Here is a 16,899-nt window from a genome sequence, read left to right as displayed (position 1 = left end):
AAAAGTATAAAAAACTTCTCCATATGGTGCTCGAAATTACAAATCTATAATTTGCCTTTCGACAAACCTTATTGTGCGTTCAGGACGGAAATCTTTCTTTTTGGAATTACATCTGACATTTCTGTGGTGTCCAAACTGGCAACGATTGCAAAACTTATAACATTAGCCTGAAACTATCGGCATCCACATATCGCATTAAGTGATGCTTTTACTTTGTGTAAAAAAGAATCAGGATAAATTAGGTATGTCAGATATAAATGCGTTAACGGACGGCATATATGAATCAAAACCTGGCGGCATTACGCCACCAGTCGAGAGGGGAGTGAACCTCAGTCAGTACGTCTACCTTCGTTCCGCAAGGCGCTTCTTGTTGTGAATTACAAACTGCCCTGGCGAGAACTGCATCATTTCACCCCTAGCAACACACGTGCCTCTTCAACGGTTTGCCAAGAAGGCATTGCTACGCCAGATTGAGTGCCGTTGCCCCTGCGCTCACCTGTGTCACATTCTACATAAAGACGCATCAGCATCGCTTCTGTTTCAGCGGCCCGGCTATTATCCATTACCAGTTCTGCTGCGCGTCGTAGCTGTTCTGGAATGTCATTCCACATTCCCGCACCACTTCTGTCTTTGTTAGTGAGCAAGTCTTCAATAGCAGATGAAGCCATGTTAAGCAGGTCAGCCGAAACTAAAGGCATCGGCGGGGCGGTATAGAGGATTCGACGTCTTCCGCGTCTGTCTGGATCGTATTTATCATAAAAAGCTTTGTTCACATCTTCCCAGTGCCACTGAAGTTGCCCGGTTGCGTCATGGTGGCAAAACTCGCACTGATAAACAGGCGCAATCGACATAACTGCCTTTCCAATACGTGCCAGTACAGCAACTTCGTCAGCTCTGAGACTCATTGCTTCGCTTGGGTTACTACCCTCGGCAAATTCCAAAATTTGTTCAATACGTTCTGGTGTGAAAGTGGTCATAGGCTTTGAAAACATATTTTTCCAGTTGTGCTTACCATATCATCAGGCATTAGGAGCGTTAGCGAATAATTAACAGGTCAGGACCAAAACTAAATCCTTCCCCCATACGGTCTTCATGACGGGAGACATATGCCTTACCGTATTTCTCCAGATCCTGTAAGCGATCTTTTGCCAGATTCCACGAGTATTCCTGGCCCCACACGGGTCCGTCACGCCCGTCAAAGCGGTCAGGTTTACAATTTGCTTTCAGAAGAGCGTAGACATGCTCCACCGTGGGTAGCTGCAAAGCACTATTAGCCTGAGAAACGGCAGTATGCGTCATTTCTGTTCACTCTTTATTGATTTAGTCAGTTAAGCCGGTCAGGTAACTTTAACCGGCTACTCGTATTAAGATTTCTTTCCGGTTGCTTGTCAGTTAGCGGCGAAGATCAATTTCAAGGCGGGCTGTTTTGACCTTTGTTCCGGACTCCCTAAATGTATCATCCGGAAGAGGCGAAATTTGTCCGCCAAGTTGTTTGACTCGCTCCCTGAGCGCTTTTGTCAGTGTGTCTTCCCGGAACAATACCCCAGCTGACAGAATGGCCTGTAAGCGACCTCGCTTAGCGAGCATTGCGATGGCATGCATGACATGTTTAACGTCAGAGCGTTTAAGGAATGGTGGATTCATAACGATAACATCAAAAGTTTCATCGGGCTGGTACCCAAGAAAGTCGGTATGCACCAGCTCGACTCCTGTGCTAAGGACACTATCGTTCTTCACTGCAAGGAATCGCTCATCGTTCAATTCGATCCCGGTAATCAATGCATCCGGAGCCGCCAGTTTTAAGGCTTTCAGAATGCGGCCATCACCAAACTCTGGCTCCAGTACACGCTCCCCGGCAGCTGGTTCAGCGCGTAGAACCATATCTGTGACTAAATTCTCAGGTGTAGGGAAGAAATTGAACAGATCTCGTGGGATGTCAACCGAACCTGTCAGAATGATTTGCTCGATACGCTCAGCTGCATCCGCCGTAAAAATATGTGCCTGCTCTTTTCGGTTCCATTTGCCACCGGCGGCTTCGAGCACTTTGTTTGTCTTAACATAAATGCTGCGGTCGAGCTGGTCGGCCAGGAAAAGAAAGTTCCCTTCAGCACGGCAGCGAGATAAGACGTTCAGAACTTCAGTTGAGATTTGCATTAAAACTCCATTAAGAGGATTTACCCGCCTGGCGGCAGCGGGTTGGTTACTTAAACGGGACAATTCAGATTTGGCCTTGGTTAGTCGGCAGACAACAGCAGGGATGGGCTGTTATAAGAGAAGCGGTCAACGGGAGCCTTATCAAATCGCTGACCGCTTGCATCAGGGGTCAGAACGAGTCCGTTATGGGCGCAATGAATGTGGAGCAACATATCCCCGCCGGTGTTGATGTGTAAGGCAGGCACACCCTGATCGATTTCGAACATGACACCAAAACAGGGGTTACCTTCCTTGTTAACAACTTCACAGTGGATGTTATGTTGGCCGGTAACGCTGACCTGATAGGCCTGACTGTCCTCTTCTGGCAGTGTTTCCTCCTCCAGGCGCCAGTCCTGAAGTGTGAGGCTAATTTCAGGGGTGTCATGCTCTTTCTGAAGAGCCTGGATACCTTTACGGAACAGCTGCATCATTTCAGGAGTAAGGCAGTCTTCCTCAGCTCCAAAATGTTCTTTCCAGCCTTCAGGATCTGCATACATCCAGACGTTTTTAGCGAGCGAAGGTAAGGAAGCATCAGGCTCTACAAGGAGGTGAGGGATGTTCTCTTTGATTCCGAGATAACGTACCGGCTGGCCATTAAGCGGTAACCCATCCGACACTGTAACTTCTGTTCCTGGCAAGACGACGCTGTTTACCAGACCTCCACAATGTTCGGCCACCACGCGGCCTAAATCTGCCATAAACATCCGATGCTTTTCTGGTGAGTCCAGCTCACCAAGGAGTTCAGGTTTAAGCAGTAAACCGGTAATAATCTCAGTCAGTTCACGAGGAGATACTAATTTATACATTTTGTTTTCCTTTTCTGTGTTGGCTTTATATTACCAATCCAGATGCACGAGCTAATAACCTCCAGACAACTTTTTCAAAAATTATTTACTTAAAGCAGGGTGCTAATATGCGCAAGAAATGAATTTAGGAAGGACGGCTTCAAATTTAACTTTTTGGTTTTTTATTTTAGACGGACTTTAAAATAGCATCGTTGATAAAATAATAAACATGGTTTGTTTTTTTGTTTGTATTGACAATCAAATGGGTATAAATTAATTTACTTACATGGCGTATATTTAACGCCACCGCCCCGGCGGCACCGGGCATAAAAGGAAAACCATTTTGAAACCGATGCTCAAAAAAGATTTTTTTTCAGCTATTGAAAACCTTCTCAAAGCTGGCTTTCAACCTCGCTTTTACACTGTTAACAGTGGCCGAATCGGTCTCATTACATTCACTGATAAAAATGGAACAAAACAGGTCGAACAGGTTTATTCCTGCACTTCTTTAGCCGCCAATACTTTTGGAAAGCGCTTCACCACTTGGTTAGAAGAAATTTTTCAAAAGCATAATGAAGAAAAAGTAGCTGATTCCGGGTTCGAGGTTGGTAGCCGTGTCTGGGATAAATTGATGTATACGTTGCGCACCATTTCAGAAATTCGTGCCGGGGGGGTGCTGGTGCTGGATAACGGTGCACAGCGTACACTGGATGAAGTGCAAAAAACGGCACCTGAAACAAACCAGGTGGAGCCAAAGGAAATCTCTTCACTTCAGGAGCTGCTGAACGCTTCCAAAAATCTGGAGCCGACTTCGCCTGAGCTAATTGCGGCTCTTAATGAGGCTCTGTCAACCGCCATAAAACGGTGAATGCAACGGCAGTCTGGCACATCAGGCCTTGTCAGAGATTAGGCCTGAAAAGCACTTACGTACCGATATAACACCTAATTCCCCTCTAAGGAGATTGCCCTAAATGGCGATGAATAAAAAAGAACAAGCCGCGTATGATGAGCTGGTGGCACAGGCCAGAATAAACCGCGCTTTACGCTGGTCTGACTATGGCGTTGAACGCGATATGCCCGTACCAGAGGTCTCGGGGGAATACCAAAACGGCTGGAGCTTCAACACCGCCACTGGCACTGTTTATCCGACATGGAGCGGAACTACGGTTCACGGCACACGGGAAGAGGGAGAGGTTGTCGATGCAACCTCCCGCCGCATGCGAGGCATGAATGGTAGCCAGAACGGCATACCACAATACAGCACCAAAGAACGCGCCCTGAAGGCATTACGCTGTTCGCTTGAAATCAAGTTTGCCATGCAGCTGGATGCCATAGATAAAGCTATCGCAAAAGAAATAGAGCTGTCCACCGCTCGCCGGGAGAGCGATACATCAGATGCCTAGCGGTAAACCATCAATTCAGGCCCGTGATCAGAGGGGCCTTAACGCCCTGAAAGAGGCGGTTCCAGCGACGGCACAACTACAGATGCGGGTTACCCCTGAACGTAAACTGCGTTACGTCAATCAGGCAAAGGCCGAAGGTCTGGGTCTAACAGACTGGGTCCAAAAGCATATGGATAACGTGTGTGATCTGGCAGGCCAGCCTGAAATAACCATGTACAAAGATGATGGAGAAACAAGTGGCCAAAAATAACAACAGTCTCAAACAGCATGTCTTCAATATGCTGTCGGCTGGCAGCGAACTTAAAGAAGTGAAGCGTTTTCTCACCAGCAAGCGAGTTAAAGCCCGCCTGGCAGTGTCAATGATCCACGAGCAGGCGATTGCTGTGCAGAACACTGAATACCAGAATTATCCGGCTTATAGCTAACTGGTAACAACAATTACAGAGAGATACTTAAAATGAGCGTAAACCCAGAATACACCAGGGTTCAGCATGTCCAGATTATTCGCGAGCGAGATGGGCAGAAGGAAGTTGTTCGAGTCTATGATGAAGATGGCGACGTGGTTCTGTGTTTACCTGCCTACATTCAGGATGAGGAAATAAATCTTATTCTGCGCCGGTTGAATGACGTATATTCAGTCGGATATCGTGTAGGTGATGCAGCCCGCCGCCGCGCCATCAAAAAAGCGCTGGGGGATGATGAGGAGTAAGGCCATTTTTACTGGCAAGATATCTGTATACCGGAGTCTTTAGAGTACGTTCTAATGGCTCCGGATTATTAATACTGTTTTACTCATGCAATAAAAAGCAAACCAAAATTCTTTCGCTAATTCATTTTTAAATGCTCAAATCATTAAATGTAAGGAGCGTTATTTATCAATAGGTATGGCGTTCTTAATGGCTATTAAGCTAGTTCTGCTTTCGCTTGCTTCTGGAAATTAGGGAAACCTAATTTTACCCTATCAAAAAGTAACTTTTCTGGTTTTGTTGCATTCACGTAAACAAAAAAGTCCCGCCGGGCAGAAAAGAAAAACATCAAAAATAGCTATTTTCCCGAAAAGATCACGAACACTGAAAAAGTATCATGGGGAACCTGATCAGGAGACAACCCATGAAAATCAAACTAGCCCTGCTTATTGCATTTGCAGGTTTCAGCGCAGGAGCTTCCGCTGAAATCGCAGAATTCAGCTTTAAAGATACCCTGAACGTTAAAAAGACCGTATCGCCTGCATCCGTATGGATTAATCCGGTAACGAGCTTTGACGTTGCCGTTATTTCCGGTCTGGACCGTTATATTACGCTCAGTCTGCTGAAAAGTGACGGGAGCCTCATCTGGAGCACGAAAAGCAGCCTGGTTACCGTTGATGACCGTACCACATCTTCGACAGGCTTTGATTATTACGGCAAGACTCTGACCGTACCAGCGATGGGAGAAGATAGCTTCACCCTCAGAGAGGTGATTACCGACTTGCAAGGGAAGGAGGTCTCCCGGCAGGATTACCCGCTTGCAATTGACCGAACGCCTCCGGCAACGGGTACCATAAGTTATACGAGAAATGGGTGGAACTTTGGCAGCGAAGCGATCTTCACTTCAGTACCAGCCGGTATGCAGTACGCCAGCGTCCAGGCACTGGTCTTTAATGGACTGAGTGATAAAGGTTCCGGGCTTGCTAATGCTGAATATTTCATAACCGATGCCGCTGGAGTGGAGCGTAAAAAGCCAGCGGAAATTAATACAGTGGAAGGTAGCGTAACCGTTCAAGTCGCCGACGCAAGCAGCAATGCCCTGGCACCGGAAAACCGCTCTGAATATAAAGTGGGGATCTACCTTTATGACAAAGCGGGAAACAGGAGCGAACTAAGCCGCCGAAGCGTAATTGATCGGGTTAAGCCTGACGATATCATCCAGGTGCAGGACGCCACTACCGGATCATGGGTCTCCTATCAGTCTGGCATGACCGTCTTCCAGAACCCTATTTCCGTACGGGTATTAAGGAAGAAAAGTGACTTTACTGCTGTTAACGGTTCCAAATATGGCTGGGCGGACTCGAATTTCCAGACGTCCGATAGCACTTATAATATCTATACTTTCAAATACATATATCCAAATGTGGGGGATACTTATCATGAATTTCAGACTCTGGCGGGAGGAGTAAGACGAATTCATCATAACTCCCTCAACTTCACTCCAGCCCCGGCGATGGAAATAGCCCCGAAGATAGTGGCTAAAGAGATGTACCGGAGTGATACCAGTGAGTGGTTAACTCAGGCCTCAATCAGCGTTAAAACCGCCACCATTAGCCGCATAAAGGTAACCGCAGAACCCCGACCATACGTGCAAAAGTTCAGAACGGTAAAAAATGCAGCCTGGTTCTGCACTATTCCTGTCGGACAAAGTTCATGCGAGATGACGGTTAACTTCAACTACACCAGTGACAAAGGATTTGAGTATCTGCATCTTTACTCGGGAAAAGATGGTGACAGCATATTCGATGCGCTTGCTGGTAATTTTACGGTTATCTGGGATAACAACCCACCGGTGGTTAATGTCGCTCAGGTAAACAAGGCCTCCAAGACAATCACTATGACGGCCACCGATAATGATCGCGTCAACGCCTGGAACATCAGCTACTGGGATACCAAAGTTTTCGAAGCCACCCTTAAAAATGCCCGGGGGGAAACTTTCACCCTGAAGCCTGTGACTGTCAGTGAAAGCGATTATAAAACCAAAAACGCCACTTTCTCATACGCTGGTCTACCGGACGGGGATTATACGGTTGTTAGCGTGTCTGCCACGGATCTTGTTGGAAACACAGGAACCAAAACGCTTAATGCACCGCTGAAAATTGACTCAACGCTTCCGGTTATTGCGTTCAGCTTTAATGGCGCAGACGCAGAAGGAAAACTGGTTAAAGGGCTTGAGAACCTACGCATAAGCGTTACTGATGCCTCTGGGGATGCTTCCCTGATATCGCTTCAGCTCGCTGGTGGACCTAACTCTGAAAAGGTCACCCTTGCATTCACGCCGCTATCCAAGGATGTCTTTATTCCTGAATACCCCAGAATCTTCCCCAATACTGACGAATCGGGACAGATGTATCATCTGGAGGCTCTGGCTATTGACGAATCAGGTAACCGGACCACTAAAACGCTTAATTTTACCTACCAGCCAGCTAACCTGATTATGCTGGATAATCTCAAGACGCTGGCCACAGCCGTAGCACTGAAAGCAACGGACAACACGCCGCTGGCCATCATCCGAACCAGTGTGTTGCGTCGTCAGGACGGTTCTATCATTACCGGACAGTTAAACGGAACCCTGACTGTTCAGAAAAACGCCCAGTTCGGCGTTACGGTTGCCGGAGTTACGGTCCAGCCTGGTGAAACTAAATCGCTGTCACTGGATCTTGGTAATGGTGAAGAGCGCACATATCCCGTTACTCCCGCTGTAAGTGGTCAATCTGGCACGGCCACATTTACTATAGAATTCCCTCAAACATAAACCCTACACAAGGGTACGGTAGTATGCCGTACCCTGTTACGCCATCCTCAATGTAAAATGTAGAGTTGAGCATGACTTAATTATTACTTTCTCATTAAGTGTCTCTTAAACTGCAAACGGGAAAGTAATATTCCCGAGACGGGAAGGACTCCTTCCTTTTGGTTATAATCTATGATGCTAAACTGTGTAATTACACCGGAACAATGTCCTCGTTTAAATCGCTGGCACCAGTACATGATTTATCCATGAATGCTTTTTGATGCAATTTTACTTCAGAATGCTCTTAATTTTTTAAACAAATTATATTTGAATCCTTCGTGTATAAATTTGCAGCCCCTCTCTCAATGTTTTTTTAAAATATTTACTCTCAGGTTATTAGCCAGTAGATTCATTCTGTCATGATTACTCCAGAACTAACCGGAGGAATCACATTATGACCAAATATTATGATCGCAGTGGAATTGAAATCTCCAGCGCAAAAATCCGCTGTGTTGATTCTGTAAAAGGTACTGCGGAATATACTTTTCGTATTGTTTGCGATAAATGCAATGGGCGGGGAGAGCGTAAGCATTTTTATAGAAGTCGCTGTATGGCTTGTAAAGCCACGGGTTACAGCCTCGAAACGACCCGTACTGCTTACACGCTGAATGCGCTGTACCGCATTAATGCGCAAGCTGCCCGCAAAGTGTCAGCATCCCTGCAAGACGAGCGTTTAAGGACTGAAAGCGCCCACAGTTCTGCGTTCACAGCATGGTGCAGGTCTCATCAAAAAATGGTTGATGCAATCACCCAACAATCCAGTAGTAATAATTTTCTGGAAAGCCTTAAGTCTTCTTTAACCCACCAGCGTCAGTTAAGTGATAAGCAGCTGGCAGTTGCCGCCCGCATTTTAGGTATTCATTAATTCAAAGCCCTTTTAATTTAATTTTAAGGTCAATTATTACGGAGGAACTATGATCCATTCATTTAAAGACAGACGGCTTGAAAAGTTCTTCCGTAATGGAAAAACAACGGCAGGTATTCCTTCTGAAATTATTAACGCGATTCTGTGTCGACTTGAAACGCTGGATAATGTCCAGAGTGAGCGGGAGTTATTATCCAACAGCTTGCGTTATGAACGCTTAAGAATGACGTCAAACCGTTATTCCTCCATTCGAGTAAACTCTAAGTATCGATTATTCTTTGAATGGAATGATGGCGCACATAATGTTCATTTGTCTGCACATGACTATAAATCGCTCATCCATTAAGGTTAAAAATGAAGCTATTTTCAATTTCATCCCGGGATACAAGCATGGACGCGATGTTTTATATCCAGGCCAGTACTAAACAACAGGCAAGTTACATATTTAGTACCCTTTCCCCGAAGCCTACTGCGAACTGCCAGCTTACAGATTTGCAGAATGAGACGGTCGTCCCTTCCATAAGCCCTATTTCGCTTTCACTTAACCCCTGGTCGATCAATTCCCAGTCCCGAACCCGGGAACTGCGTATGGCCACGCATGGTCTTAACCTGATCTGTGCAGTCACGGATGAGCATACCCGTCAGATAGTTGACTTTTGCGATAACCTTGGACAGCAGCTTAAGGATCCGGACGACAAAAGCGCCTGGGTTAAGCTCATTAATTCTGAATGCGCTTTGCTTAATTCTCCGCGTCTCTATCCCGTTCTGCTTGAGCCGGATACACCGGCACAATTTGAAATCTTTGTGCCAGCTCCGGAAGATGGAGAACACGACACGGTCATAGCCAGCGTTGTTAAAGAATGTTTCGGAGATGAATGCCGGTACAGAGTAACGGACAAAGCTTTTGCAATGTCGGAAAAGCCAGTCATCAGGCTGGAAGCTCATTTCAATGACAAACGCGAAAAGGTTTTAGAACTGACCTTTTCCTGTTTCAATCTTTCACTCTCAGCGTCCGTGCATGAAAACCAGCTACGTCAGATTTTGTTACTTTGCGAAGACTTTGGCGTAAGGCTTCAGGGTAGAGCAGGGGCATCCTGCCACGTTAATATGCGCAGTGCTTACCGTCGTCTTGCTCATGTTGGCACCGGCTCTCGCCCAGGTGATGACAGTGATGTGCGGGTCTATACCTCGTTAAAAGAAGAAAAAGATGTTAAGAGGCTGCTTGATAAGTCAACCAGGGGAAGTGAGCTTGTACCGGCGAGGCACGGGCAGCAGTTTAACGGGGTCTTAGTGAATGCCACACCCGCATCGGCCACTACTGGTTTCATTTACCTTTCGCATGATTTTCCGGAAGGCCAGTTTATGATGACAGCCGAGGTGTTGCATGTTGGAATTACACCAGGCGGTATTTACTACATTGAAACACTGGACGGTTACCGGTTTATCGTGACAGCGTTTGAGAAGGGATTAATGAACGGTTTGAGGGAGTTTATAGCTGCAAATGAGGAATATTTTAAGTATTACCGCTGGTCTTAGTATCTGAGCTGAAACCGGTAGGCCAGGGAAGGCAACCGGGAAAATGCAATTTAACCTGATCCTATACCTACGACTATCTTTATCCACTTATAATAGCCTCACCAAATTATAATGCCCGATCACCGCATTTGCTTAAACCTCACATATTCTTCTTATGCTTCCCCTGATAATCTACGACCGAAAGACAAAGGAAAGTGAATACGAAATAAGATTTATGAGCACATAAAAGTTACTTTTCCTTGGTGGCACATCACAAACATTGTGGGTTTCATAATCCTTTTTGTTATTTAAAAAGGATGTGTTCAATTCTAATTAAAGGTGGTATTTTTTTTGAAAGTTTGCTGGGAGGTTATTAGCTGGGGGGATGGGTAACAGTATAATAAGTACAGATGAAAAGGAGGTTTTATGAAAGCGTTAGACGTGGTTTCAACTCAACTCAACTTTATTAATCTGTTGGATCAGGCAGGATATGCTCTTTCAGAAATTATTGTAAAACGCTTCAGTGCTGCACCAGCCTTTAACGAAGGGCACTGGTTGTTCATTGCAGAGCAGGATAACCGCTACATTGAAGTGGTCTGTATTCTCTCTTTAGCTTCAGAAAGCGGAGAGCAGCATATTGATGTTTTTATTAATATGTTCGAAGACCCGATTGATGATGTTATTTCACGAAACATTGAAACCAAAACCTTTGCGACGCTTTATAAATACATTGAACGTATACCTTTTACTCCGGGTGTAAAGAAAGAATTCTTGAGCAGTATTGAGAACATCAATTTTAGTTAATCAAAAACCACAACTTTTTGCCACCAAGTTATTAGGTAATGCTATCAACCTGATATAATTACCTTAACATGAATATGAGCGGAGCCGGGTTATGTCTAATAATACTGAAGTCATTAGCTGTGATTTATTTTCAACTCTATCTTCACTTAATTTTAGCACCGAGGATATTACAGGTTTGACTCCGGCCAACTTTCGAAAGGGAGCTTTCTTACATGCAAAAATTTCTGCTAGCCAGGCCACGCGAGCGACTGATATTTCCATTCAATTACTCACGGATCGTGTTTCAGGTGAAATGAACTACGTAATAGTAATTGGCAGGCACGAAGGACTCCTGCAAAGCGAAGCAATTGACCCAAACGCTGATAAGCAATACCGGGAAAACCGTTATTCTCGCCATTTTATCTCAGTAACCGATGCCAATACCAAAGCCCTGAAAAAAACCTGCAAGGTAATGAAAACATATATCAAAGAGCAGGCATTTAAGCCTAACACCTGGGGGCACAGTTTCATTAAGGGTTGATTTATTCTTGCCCCGGTGAGCCGGGGCAACGCTAAATTAACCTCAAACTGTGCTGGAGGCACAAATGTCTGAAAAACACTTTATCGTTAAAATCCAGAACCGAAACGGCGACCATGAGAATAGCTATGTTCGGTTACTCGTCAGCGATTGTGAGAAAAATGCTTGCCAGACGGCACTCATTTCAGAGTGCCATGGCGAGCTTGAACAGCTGAGTTTTGAAGACGGTGGGGTTTACGACTACAACGGCGAAAATCACTACAGTGTCAGGAGCTGCGTGGAGGTTGCTCCAGAAGACGTTGCAACTTTGCAACGCTTCCTTTAACACCTGCGACATTTGATTAAATATCGGGCGTCCGCTACAGGATGCCCGTGATTTAAACGATTCCTCAAAGATCGCTGTCACTCCTGATAACTGTATTAAGAGCAGGTTTGTGATAGGTTCAGCGTAACAACATTACTGGAATTTTGGTTGCCTTGATGAAGAGCTGCTTTTCTGATTTACCCGTTAAAGACGGCACGTCCGGAACCTGGAAACTGGACACATTCGAAATTACCGCAGATAAGGCGATGAGCCTCGCCCTTCGTGCCGAGTATACAGGTAATACAGACGAGTTTATCCCGCCCGGTAGATATCGGCGTTTGTCCAACGGCTGGGATGTGGTGATGTCCAATACCCCGATGGAGATCAGAACCTGCCAGGATTTTTTAGAGCGAGCCACCGGGCGCGTGCTCATTAATGGTCTTGGTCTGGGGATGGTGCTTCACGCCATTCTTCAAAAAGAAGATGTAACCCATGTAACAGTAATTGAAAAAGAACAGGACGTTATTAACCTCGTTGCGGCCTCGTTTGCAAACGATCCTCGCGTTGAAATTATCCATGCTGATGCAATGATGTATTGCCCACCAGCAGGCGTCACGTACAACGCATGCTGGCACGACATATGGCCAGACTTCGCAACAGCTAACCTCTCACAGATGGATAAGCTGGAAATTAAGTACCGGGACATCTGTGAATGGCAGGGCTCGTGGGGCAGGGAGGAGTGTGAGCAAAAGCACATTGAGTTTCAAAATCTTGGGGCTGATTGAGTACAACTTTTGAAGGTGTCTCCGCTAAAGAAGACTGGGTCTCTTTGCGCATGCCCAGCTGTGCTGCATGACCTGACAAAGCCTATAAATAAACAGATCGGTTTGATTTAGTAATCCCCCTTCCAACCATCAGGCCGATATTTAAACTGCATCTCCATTAAGGATGGCTGATGAGCACGATTTCTACGGATTTAATTGCACGGATCTACGCAGCCTCCGAATTGCCGTTGAGCAACGACGAGCTTTATCGCGAAGTGCAGCGTGAAACTGGCATGTCGGATGCCGAATTGCACGAACTGAAAGAATTTGGGTCAGATAAAACCAGAACCAGCGGCGTCAAACACAAAGTACGCTGGTTTCAGCAGACTCTTCGGCAGGCCGGAGTCATCGAACGCGTTCCAGAAAAACGGGGCGTCTGGAGATACTCCTCTAAGACGAAAACAAACCTACACGAGTCATGGGAAAAGCTCTGTGTTGTCGGTTTCTCAACTTCTCTTGGGGCATCGGTTTTTGGAAACGCCTATGCCTTCTTCAGCAATATCACAGAGCAAATTCATCTTTGCCTGACCTCGCCGCCTTACCTCCTTCGAAATTCAAGAGACTACGGGCATGGCGGGGGGCGTGGCGAGCAGGTTTATATTGACTGGCTTCTGCGTATCCTCGAACCGATCGTGAAACAGCTTGTACCCGGCGCAAGTGTGGCATTGAATATCACTCAAGATAGCTTTAATAGGGGCAGGCCTTCACGTTCTCTGTATCTGGAGCGTCTGACACTGGCATTATGTGACAAGCTGGGGCTTGAGCTCATGGACAGGCTTCAGTGGGTGAATCGCAGTAAGCCCCCATCGCCAACGCACTGGGCATGTAAGCAACGAGTGCAGCTCTGCTCATCGTATGAGCCTGTGCTGTGGTTTACCAATGATGCGAGTAAGGTTCGTTCAAACAACTTACGTGTACTGCAACCGCATTCAGAGCAGCATCTTAAATTGCAGGCAGCAGGCGGTGAAAATCGCACGACCTTTTATGGTGATGGGGCGTACCAGCTTAAAAGCGGATCCTTTGGAAATAAAACAGAAGGAACGATCCCCAAAAATACTTTGTTTTACGGCAATAGCTGCGCTGATACGAGATTTTGCCATTCCATTGCCCGCGAGCTAGGTTTTCCGCTGCATGGTGCAACGTCTCCTACCAGGCTTGCAGCGTTTCTGATTGAGTTTTTGACAGAGCCGGGAGATCTTGTTGTAGATCCCTTCGCTGGCCTGCATAAAGTTCCCATCGCAGCCGAGCGACTTGGCAGACGTTGGCTGGCGACGGACAAAATCATGGAATGGCTGGCGATTTCCCGAAACCTTTTTACGGCCGCACCGGGATATAAGAGTAACCCCATGCTGGACGAGCTCGCCGAACTGTATCGGGCTTAATGCAAGTTAACGGTTTTGATAAAGTGGTTTGAAGCGACAAGCGGTTTATTCATTTTGCATTGTTTCTACCATAAAATGACAATATTAACGGCTTAGCATACGCCGCAGAGATAATTAGGGTGCCATTCATTTCCGGTTGTCTGTATTAACGAGTGTATTCAATATTCACTTGTTTCTCCGATATAGACCCAACAAAAAAAACTGATGGTTGTGATACAGAACTTGTTGAATTAACATCCGGTACATTAACTATATTGGTAATTTAGACGGTTTCTAAATTAAAGGTGGACAGATATGAAGTCAGATACAGAAATGGTTTCTCCTATCGAGTTGCACATTGGCGATCATGTCCAGCGGCATGGTGCTTTATTTGAGGTTATGCATATTGTTGAATCCGAATGCGATATTCCCGGCGGCATCCGGGTAGCAGCATGCATTTCACGGGTTATCGGTGACGTTACGGGCAATATTCCTCGTGGTTGGCTGGAAACACCGAAGCGTATGGCTGAGCGAGGAGTTAAGTGGGCGACGAGTCTGCCTGAGGGGCTTTACTTTAACATCCAGGGGAACGCACATGCGAAAGTAAGCCGGGTTATTCGTAATGTGACTAATTGAAACTTTTTTCTGAATTGCGGTGTAAAAGTTACTTTTCACCGCATCGTTTTCCCTAACTACTAAATCAGAGCTTCTCTGAAATAAGCGGATTTAACCGCTAGCGATTTATTCAGGCCATTTTATTCTAATCATTATCCTACACTTCAAAAATATTCATTATTTTTTCTTCTGACCTATTAGCCAGAATTCTCGATTCGGTATCATTTACTTACGGTAAATCTTTTGAAAACGAGGTAAATGGCATGCATTCTCAGGATCCTATCACGAAATTAACCCAGACGTTGCAACGCGACGATGGTTCTCAGGTTCGTATTGTAGCGCAGCGGGGATATGGAAGTGGGCTTACAGCCTCGCTTGATGTGTACGTTCTCCGTCGTGATTCCTCTGAAAGCAACTGGTCACTGTGCGGAAAAGATCCTCACCCAGAGTGGAGAAAGATGTCAGTAGATGAGTATCAGAAATTTGGACGCTCTGAAATGCTGCGTTATGCCACACCAGGTGAAATTCTCAGGGTGGCATCCGCTATTGGCCAGCCAATGAGCTTCCTCGATGGCAACCCTGCGTTTTAGCCCGAACCCTGGCGACGCCTTTTAAACCGGCGTCATTCTTTTTACGAGCAACAGACGGAGAAAAAATGAATCTGAACGAACGAAGCACGAGCGCAGCAACGCCAGATTTGAGCCGACTTTATCTCATTTCCGGGCGCATTATGTTTGATGATGATGATCAGGCCTACCTGGTCGAAGCCGACTCCCCTGGTGATGCAGAGGAGGCTTTCCGGCATCATATTGCTGACAGTGCCGACGACTTAGAAAAGGTGATTATAGTTTCCTCTACAAGTTTCGCTTCAGCTCACAGCAGTCGCGTAATTTGTCGGCCTGCCGTGAAGTAATTTCAACTTCCAATGATATTTCCCTCTTTATAAAAGCCGCCGTCTGGCGGTTTTTATTTGCAAAAAATGAATATTAATCCTGAATGATATTAATTTAAGATGAGGTAGTGTTCATATTCTTCTTCTTAATATTTTTTCTAAAAAAACGCCTTCAGGTTATTAGTTGGTATTAGTGTATTTGTTATGATCTTCTCATCAAATACATTAATTAAATAATCAAGGAGTCAACTGTGGCAGATAATTATACTCAGGCGTCGTTTATTATTCCCTGCACTCAGGAGCAGGCAAAAATGGCACAAGAAGCAATCACATTCGTTACCGAAGCAGAAATTGCAGAAGGTGAGCGTTTGCTTGATAAGCCACTGACAGATTGTTCTCTGACTGAGAAGCTGATCCTCAGTATTATCGAGAACCACCCTGAGTATGACCCTTCTGAGCCGAGCTTTGGGCAACCATCCTGCCCAGACTGCAATTATGAACTGTTGTTCGCAACAGAAGTTACCAGCAGTGGGCTGGCAGTTTTTCATGGAGAGACCATTGATCTTGACCATGCAATTTGCCTCACAACTGCCGTGCTGTCGGTATTCGACCTCTCGGAAATGGTAACAATTACTGCTGCATTTACATGCAGTAAAAGCCGGACAGATGAATTTGGGGGTATGACTATTCTGGTCACAAAGGATACCCACTATTACCAGGATGGCTGTCAGTTTTCTCGTCTCATGAATGAGGCTCACAAAGCCGGTATCCAGTATGCTCTGTGTAAAGTGACGCATTACCACGGTGAGAGCAGCTATGTGGCAAGCTATGTCCTGAGCTGCGACGTAGCGGATTCAGCCCAGGAGGTCGTTAACAAACGACTGAAGGCATGTGCCGGAAAAGAGCCAGAAGACGGAATCTATATTCTGTGTGAAGAAGACAACACTAGTCTTTCGGTCGAACTCGTTACAGAACTGTCTCCGCTCGATTACGACAAGCTGAGCAAGCTTCTCCCTTCCCTTGACACCCTTTGCGGCGCTTAAGCCTGCCAATTACCGTAGCCACCGGTTTCCCCGGTGGCCTGGAGCCTGCCATGACCAATAAATTCATAGTTTCTACCGTTGATTGTATCAATGAATTTGCAAGTGACGTTCCGCAGAGTGTTTCCTTACGGATAGATACAATGCTTGAACAGCGTATCCGCAAATTGGCGGCATACGTGAAAGAAAACGATCTTCATTTAACTGAGTTTTACTTCTATGAGGCTTTGTTGAATAAATC

21 protein-coding genes and 1 pseudogene are annotated in these 16,899 nt (G+C 45.8%); 18 read left to right on the top strand and 4 right to left on the bottom strand.

The features are described 5' to 3' along the window. Positions 1–404: 404 nt before the first annotated feature. The 4 genes from CKK19_RS10040 to CKK19_RS10025 form a co-directional block, all read right to left on the bottom strand. Positions 405–992: a hypothetical protein gene (locus CKK19_RS10040; RefSeq protein WP_000491820.1), complete on the bottom strand. Its 588-nt coding sequence runs from the start codon at positions 990–992 to the stop codon at positions 405–407. A 43-nt stretch (positions 993–1,035) separates the two neighbouring features. Then, a complete protein-coding gene (locus tag CKK19_RS10035; RefSeq protein ID WP_000149862.1) occupies positions 1,036–1,299 on the bottom strand; it encodes a hypothetical protein in 264 nt (87 codons plus the stop codon). Positions 1,300–1,392: 93 nt separating this feature from the next. Further along, the gene (locus CKK19_RS10030; RefSeq protein WP_001447802.1) at positions 1,393–2,154 is read right to left on the bottom strand and encodes a methyltransferase; all 762 of its coding nucleotides are present in this window, start codon (positions 2,152–2,154) and stop codon (positions 1,393–1,395) included. Positions 2,155–2,234: 80 nt separating this feature from the next. Beyond that, on the bottom strand, positions 2,235–2,999 hold the full coding sequence (locus CKK19_RS10025; RefSeq protein WP_000277498.1) for a hypothetical protein: 765 nt from the start codon (positions 2,997–2,999) through the stop codon (positions 2,235–2,237). Between the two features lie 331 nt (positions 3,000–3,330). Here CKK19_RS10025 and CKK19_RS10020 point away from each other — a divergent pair, with 331 nt between their 5' ends. The 18 genes and pseudogenes from CKK19_RS10020 to CKK19_RS09935 form a co-directional block, all read left to right on the top strand. Continuing rightward, entirely contained in the window at positions 3,331–3,846 is a 516-nt protein-coding gene (locus tag CKK19_RS10020) for a hypothetical protein (RefSeq protein WP_012695482.1), read from the top strand. 103 nt (positions 3,847–3,949) lie between these two features. Next, positions 3,950–4,381, top strand: coding sequence for a hypothetical protein (locus CKK19_RS10015; protein WP_001251242.1), 432 nt, complete (start codon positions 3,950–3,952; stop codon positions 4,379–4,381). Between the two features lie 236 nt (positions 4,382–4,617). Further along, positions 4,618–4,806 carry a hypothetical protein gene (locus CKK19_RS10010; RefSeq protein ID WP_001107529.1) on the top strand — a complete coding sequence of 63 codons (189 nt, stop codon included), beginning with the start codon at positions 4,618–4,620 and terminating at the stop codon, positions 4,804–4,806. Between the two features lie 32 nt (positions 4,807–4,838). Further along, entirely contained in the window at positions 4,839–5,090 is a 252-nt protein-coding gene (locus tag CKK19_RS10005) for a hypothetical protein (RefSeq protein WP_000115760.1), read from the top strand. 401 nt (positions 5,091–5,491) lie between these two features. Beyond that, positions 5,492–7,882, top strand: coding sequence for an Ig-like domain-containing protein (locus CKK19_RS10000; RefSeq protein ID WP_000694552.1), 2,391 nt, complete (start codon positions 5,492–5,494; stop codon positions 7,880–7,882). Between the two features lie 433 nt (positions 7,883–8,315). After that, on the top strand, positions 8,316–8,786 hold the full coding sequence (locus CKK19_RS09995; RefSeq protein ID WP_000170639.1) for a hypothetical protein: 471 nt from the start codon (positions 8,316–8,318) through the stop codon (positions 8,784–8,786). Positions 8,787–8,835: 49 nt separating this feature from the next. After that, positions 8,836–9,132, top strand: coding sequence for a type II toxin-antitoxin system RelE/ParE family toxin (locus CKK19_RS09990; protein ID WP_000581857.1), 297 nt, complete (start codon positions 8,836–8,838; stop codon positions 9,130–9,132). Between the two features lie 44 nt (positions 9,133–9,176). Continuing rightward, on the top strand, positions 9,177–10,322 hold the full coding sequence (locus tag CKK19_RS09985; RefSeq protein ID WP_000339750.1) for a hypothetical protein: 1,146 nt from the start codon (positions 9,177–9,179) through the stop codon (positions 10,320–10,322). 405 nt (positions 10,323–10,727) lie between these two features. Then, positions 10,728–11,105: a hypothetical protein gene (locus CKK19_RS09980; RefSeq protein ID WP_044704553.1), complete on the top strand. Its 378-nt coding sequence runs from the start codon at positions 10,728–10,730 to the stop codon at positions 11,103–11,105. A gap of 91 nt (positions 11,106–11,196) precedes the next feature. Beyond that, a complete protein-coding gene (locus CKK19_RS09975) occupies positions 11,197–11,625 on the top strand; it encodes a hypothetical protein (RefSeq protein ID WP_000069824.1) in 429 nt (142 codons plus the stop codon). A gap of 64 nt (positions 11,626–11,689) precedes the next feature. After that, positions 11,690–11,947 carry a hypothetical protein gene (locus tag CKK19_RS09970; RefSeq protein ID WP_001290639.1) on the top strand — a complete coding sequence of 86 codons (258 nt, stop codon included), beginning with the start codon at positions 11,690–11,692 and terminating at the stop codon, positions 11,945–11,947. A 155-nt stretch (positions 11,948–12,102) separates the two neighbouring features. Continuing rightward, positions 12,103–12,711 (top strand): hypothetical protein, encoded by a 609-nt coding sequence (locus CKK19_RS09965; RefSeq protein ID WP_000833775.1) that lies wholly within the window; start codon positions 12,103–12,105, stop codon positions 12,709–12,711. 170 nt (positions 12,712–12,881) lie between these two features. Beyond that, entirely contained in the window at positions 12,882–14,132 is a 1,251-nt protein-coding gene (locus tag CKK19_RS09960) for a site-specific DNA-methyltransferase (protein WP_000104393.1), read from the top strand. Between the two features lie 294 nt (positions 14,133–14,426). Next, entirely contained in the window at positions 14,427–14,747 is a 321-nt protein-coding gene (locus CKK19_RS09955; protein WP_000834113.1) for a hypothetical protein, read from the top strand. 242 nt (positions 14,748–14,989) lie between these two features. Then, entirely contained in the window at positions 14,990–15,316 is a 327-nt protein-coding gene (locus CKK19_RS09950) for a hypothetical protein (protein WP_000556022.1), read from the top strand. 65 nt (positions 15,317–15,381) lie between these two features. Then, positions 15,382–15,639, top strand: coding sequence for a hypothetical protein (locus CKK19_RS09945; RefSeq protein WP_001052325.1), 258 nt, complete (start codon positions 15,382–15,384; stop codon positions 15,637–15,639). Positions 15,640–15,869: 230 nt separating this feature from the next. Then, positions 15,870–16,661, top strand: a complete 792-nt coding sequence (locus tag CKK19_RS09940) for a hypothetical protein (protein WP_000774871.1) — start codon at positions 15,870–15,872, stop codon at positions 16,659–16,661. A gap of 50 nt (positions 16,662–16,711) precedes the next feature. Beyond that, a pseudogene (locus CKK19_RS09935) lies at positions 16,712–16,899 on the top strand (hypothetical protein); the annotation flags it as partial.

This window comes from Enterobacter sp. CCUG 70166 (assembly GCF_020224095.1).
Lineage (GTDB): Bacteria > Pseudomonadota > Gammaproteobacteria > Enterobacterales > Enterobacteriaceae > Enterobacter > Enterobacter intestinihominis.
Note: the sequence above shows the minus strand (reverse complement) of the source record. Positions and strands in the feature narration are given on the sequence as shown.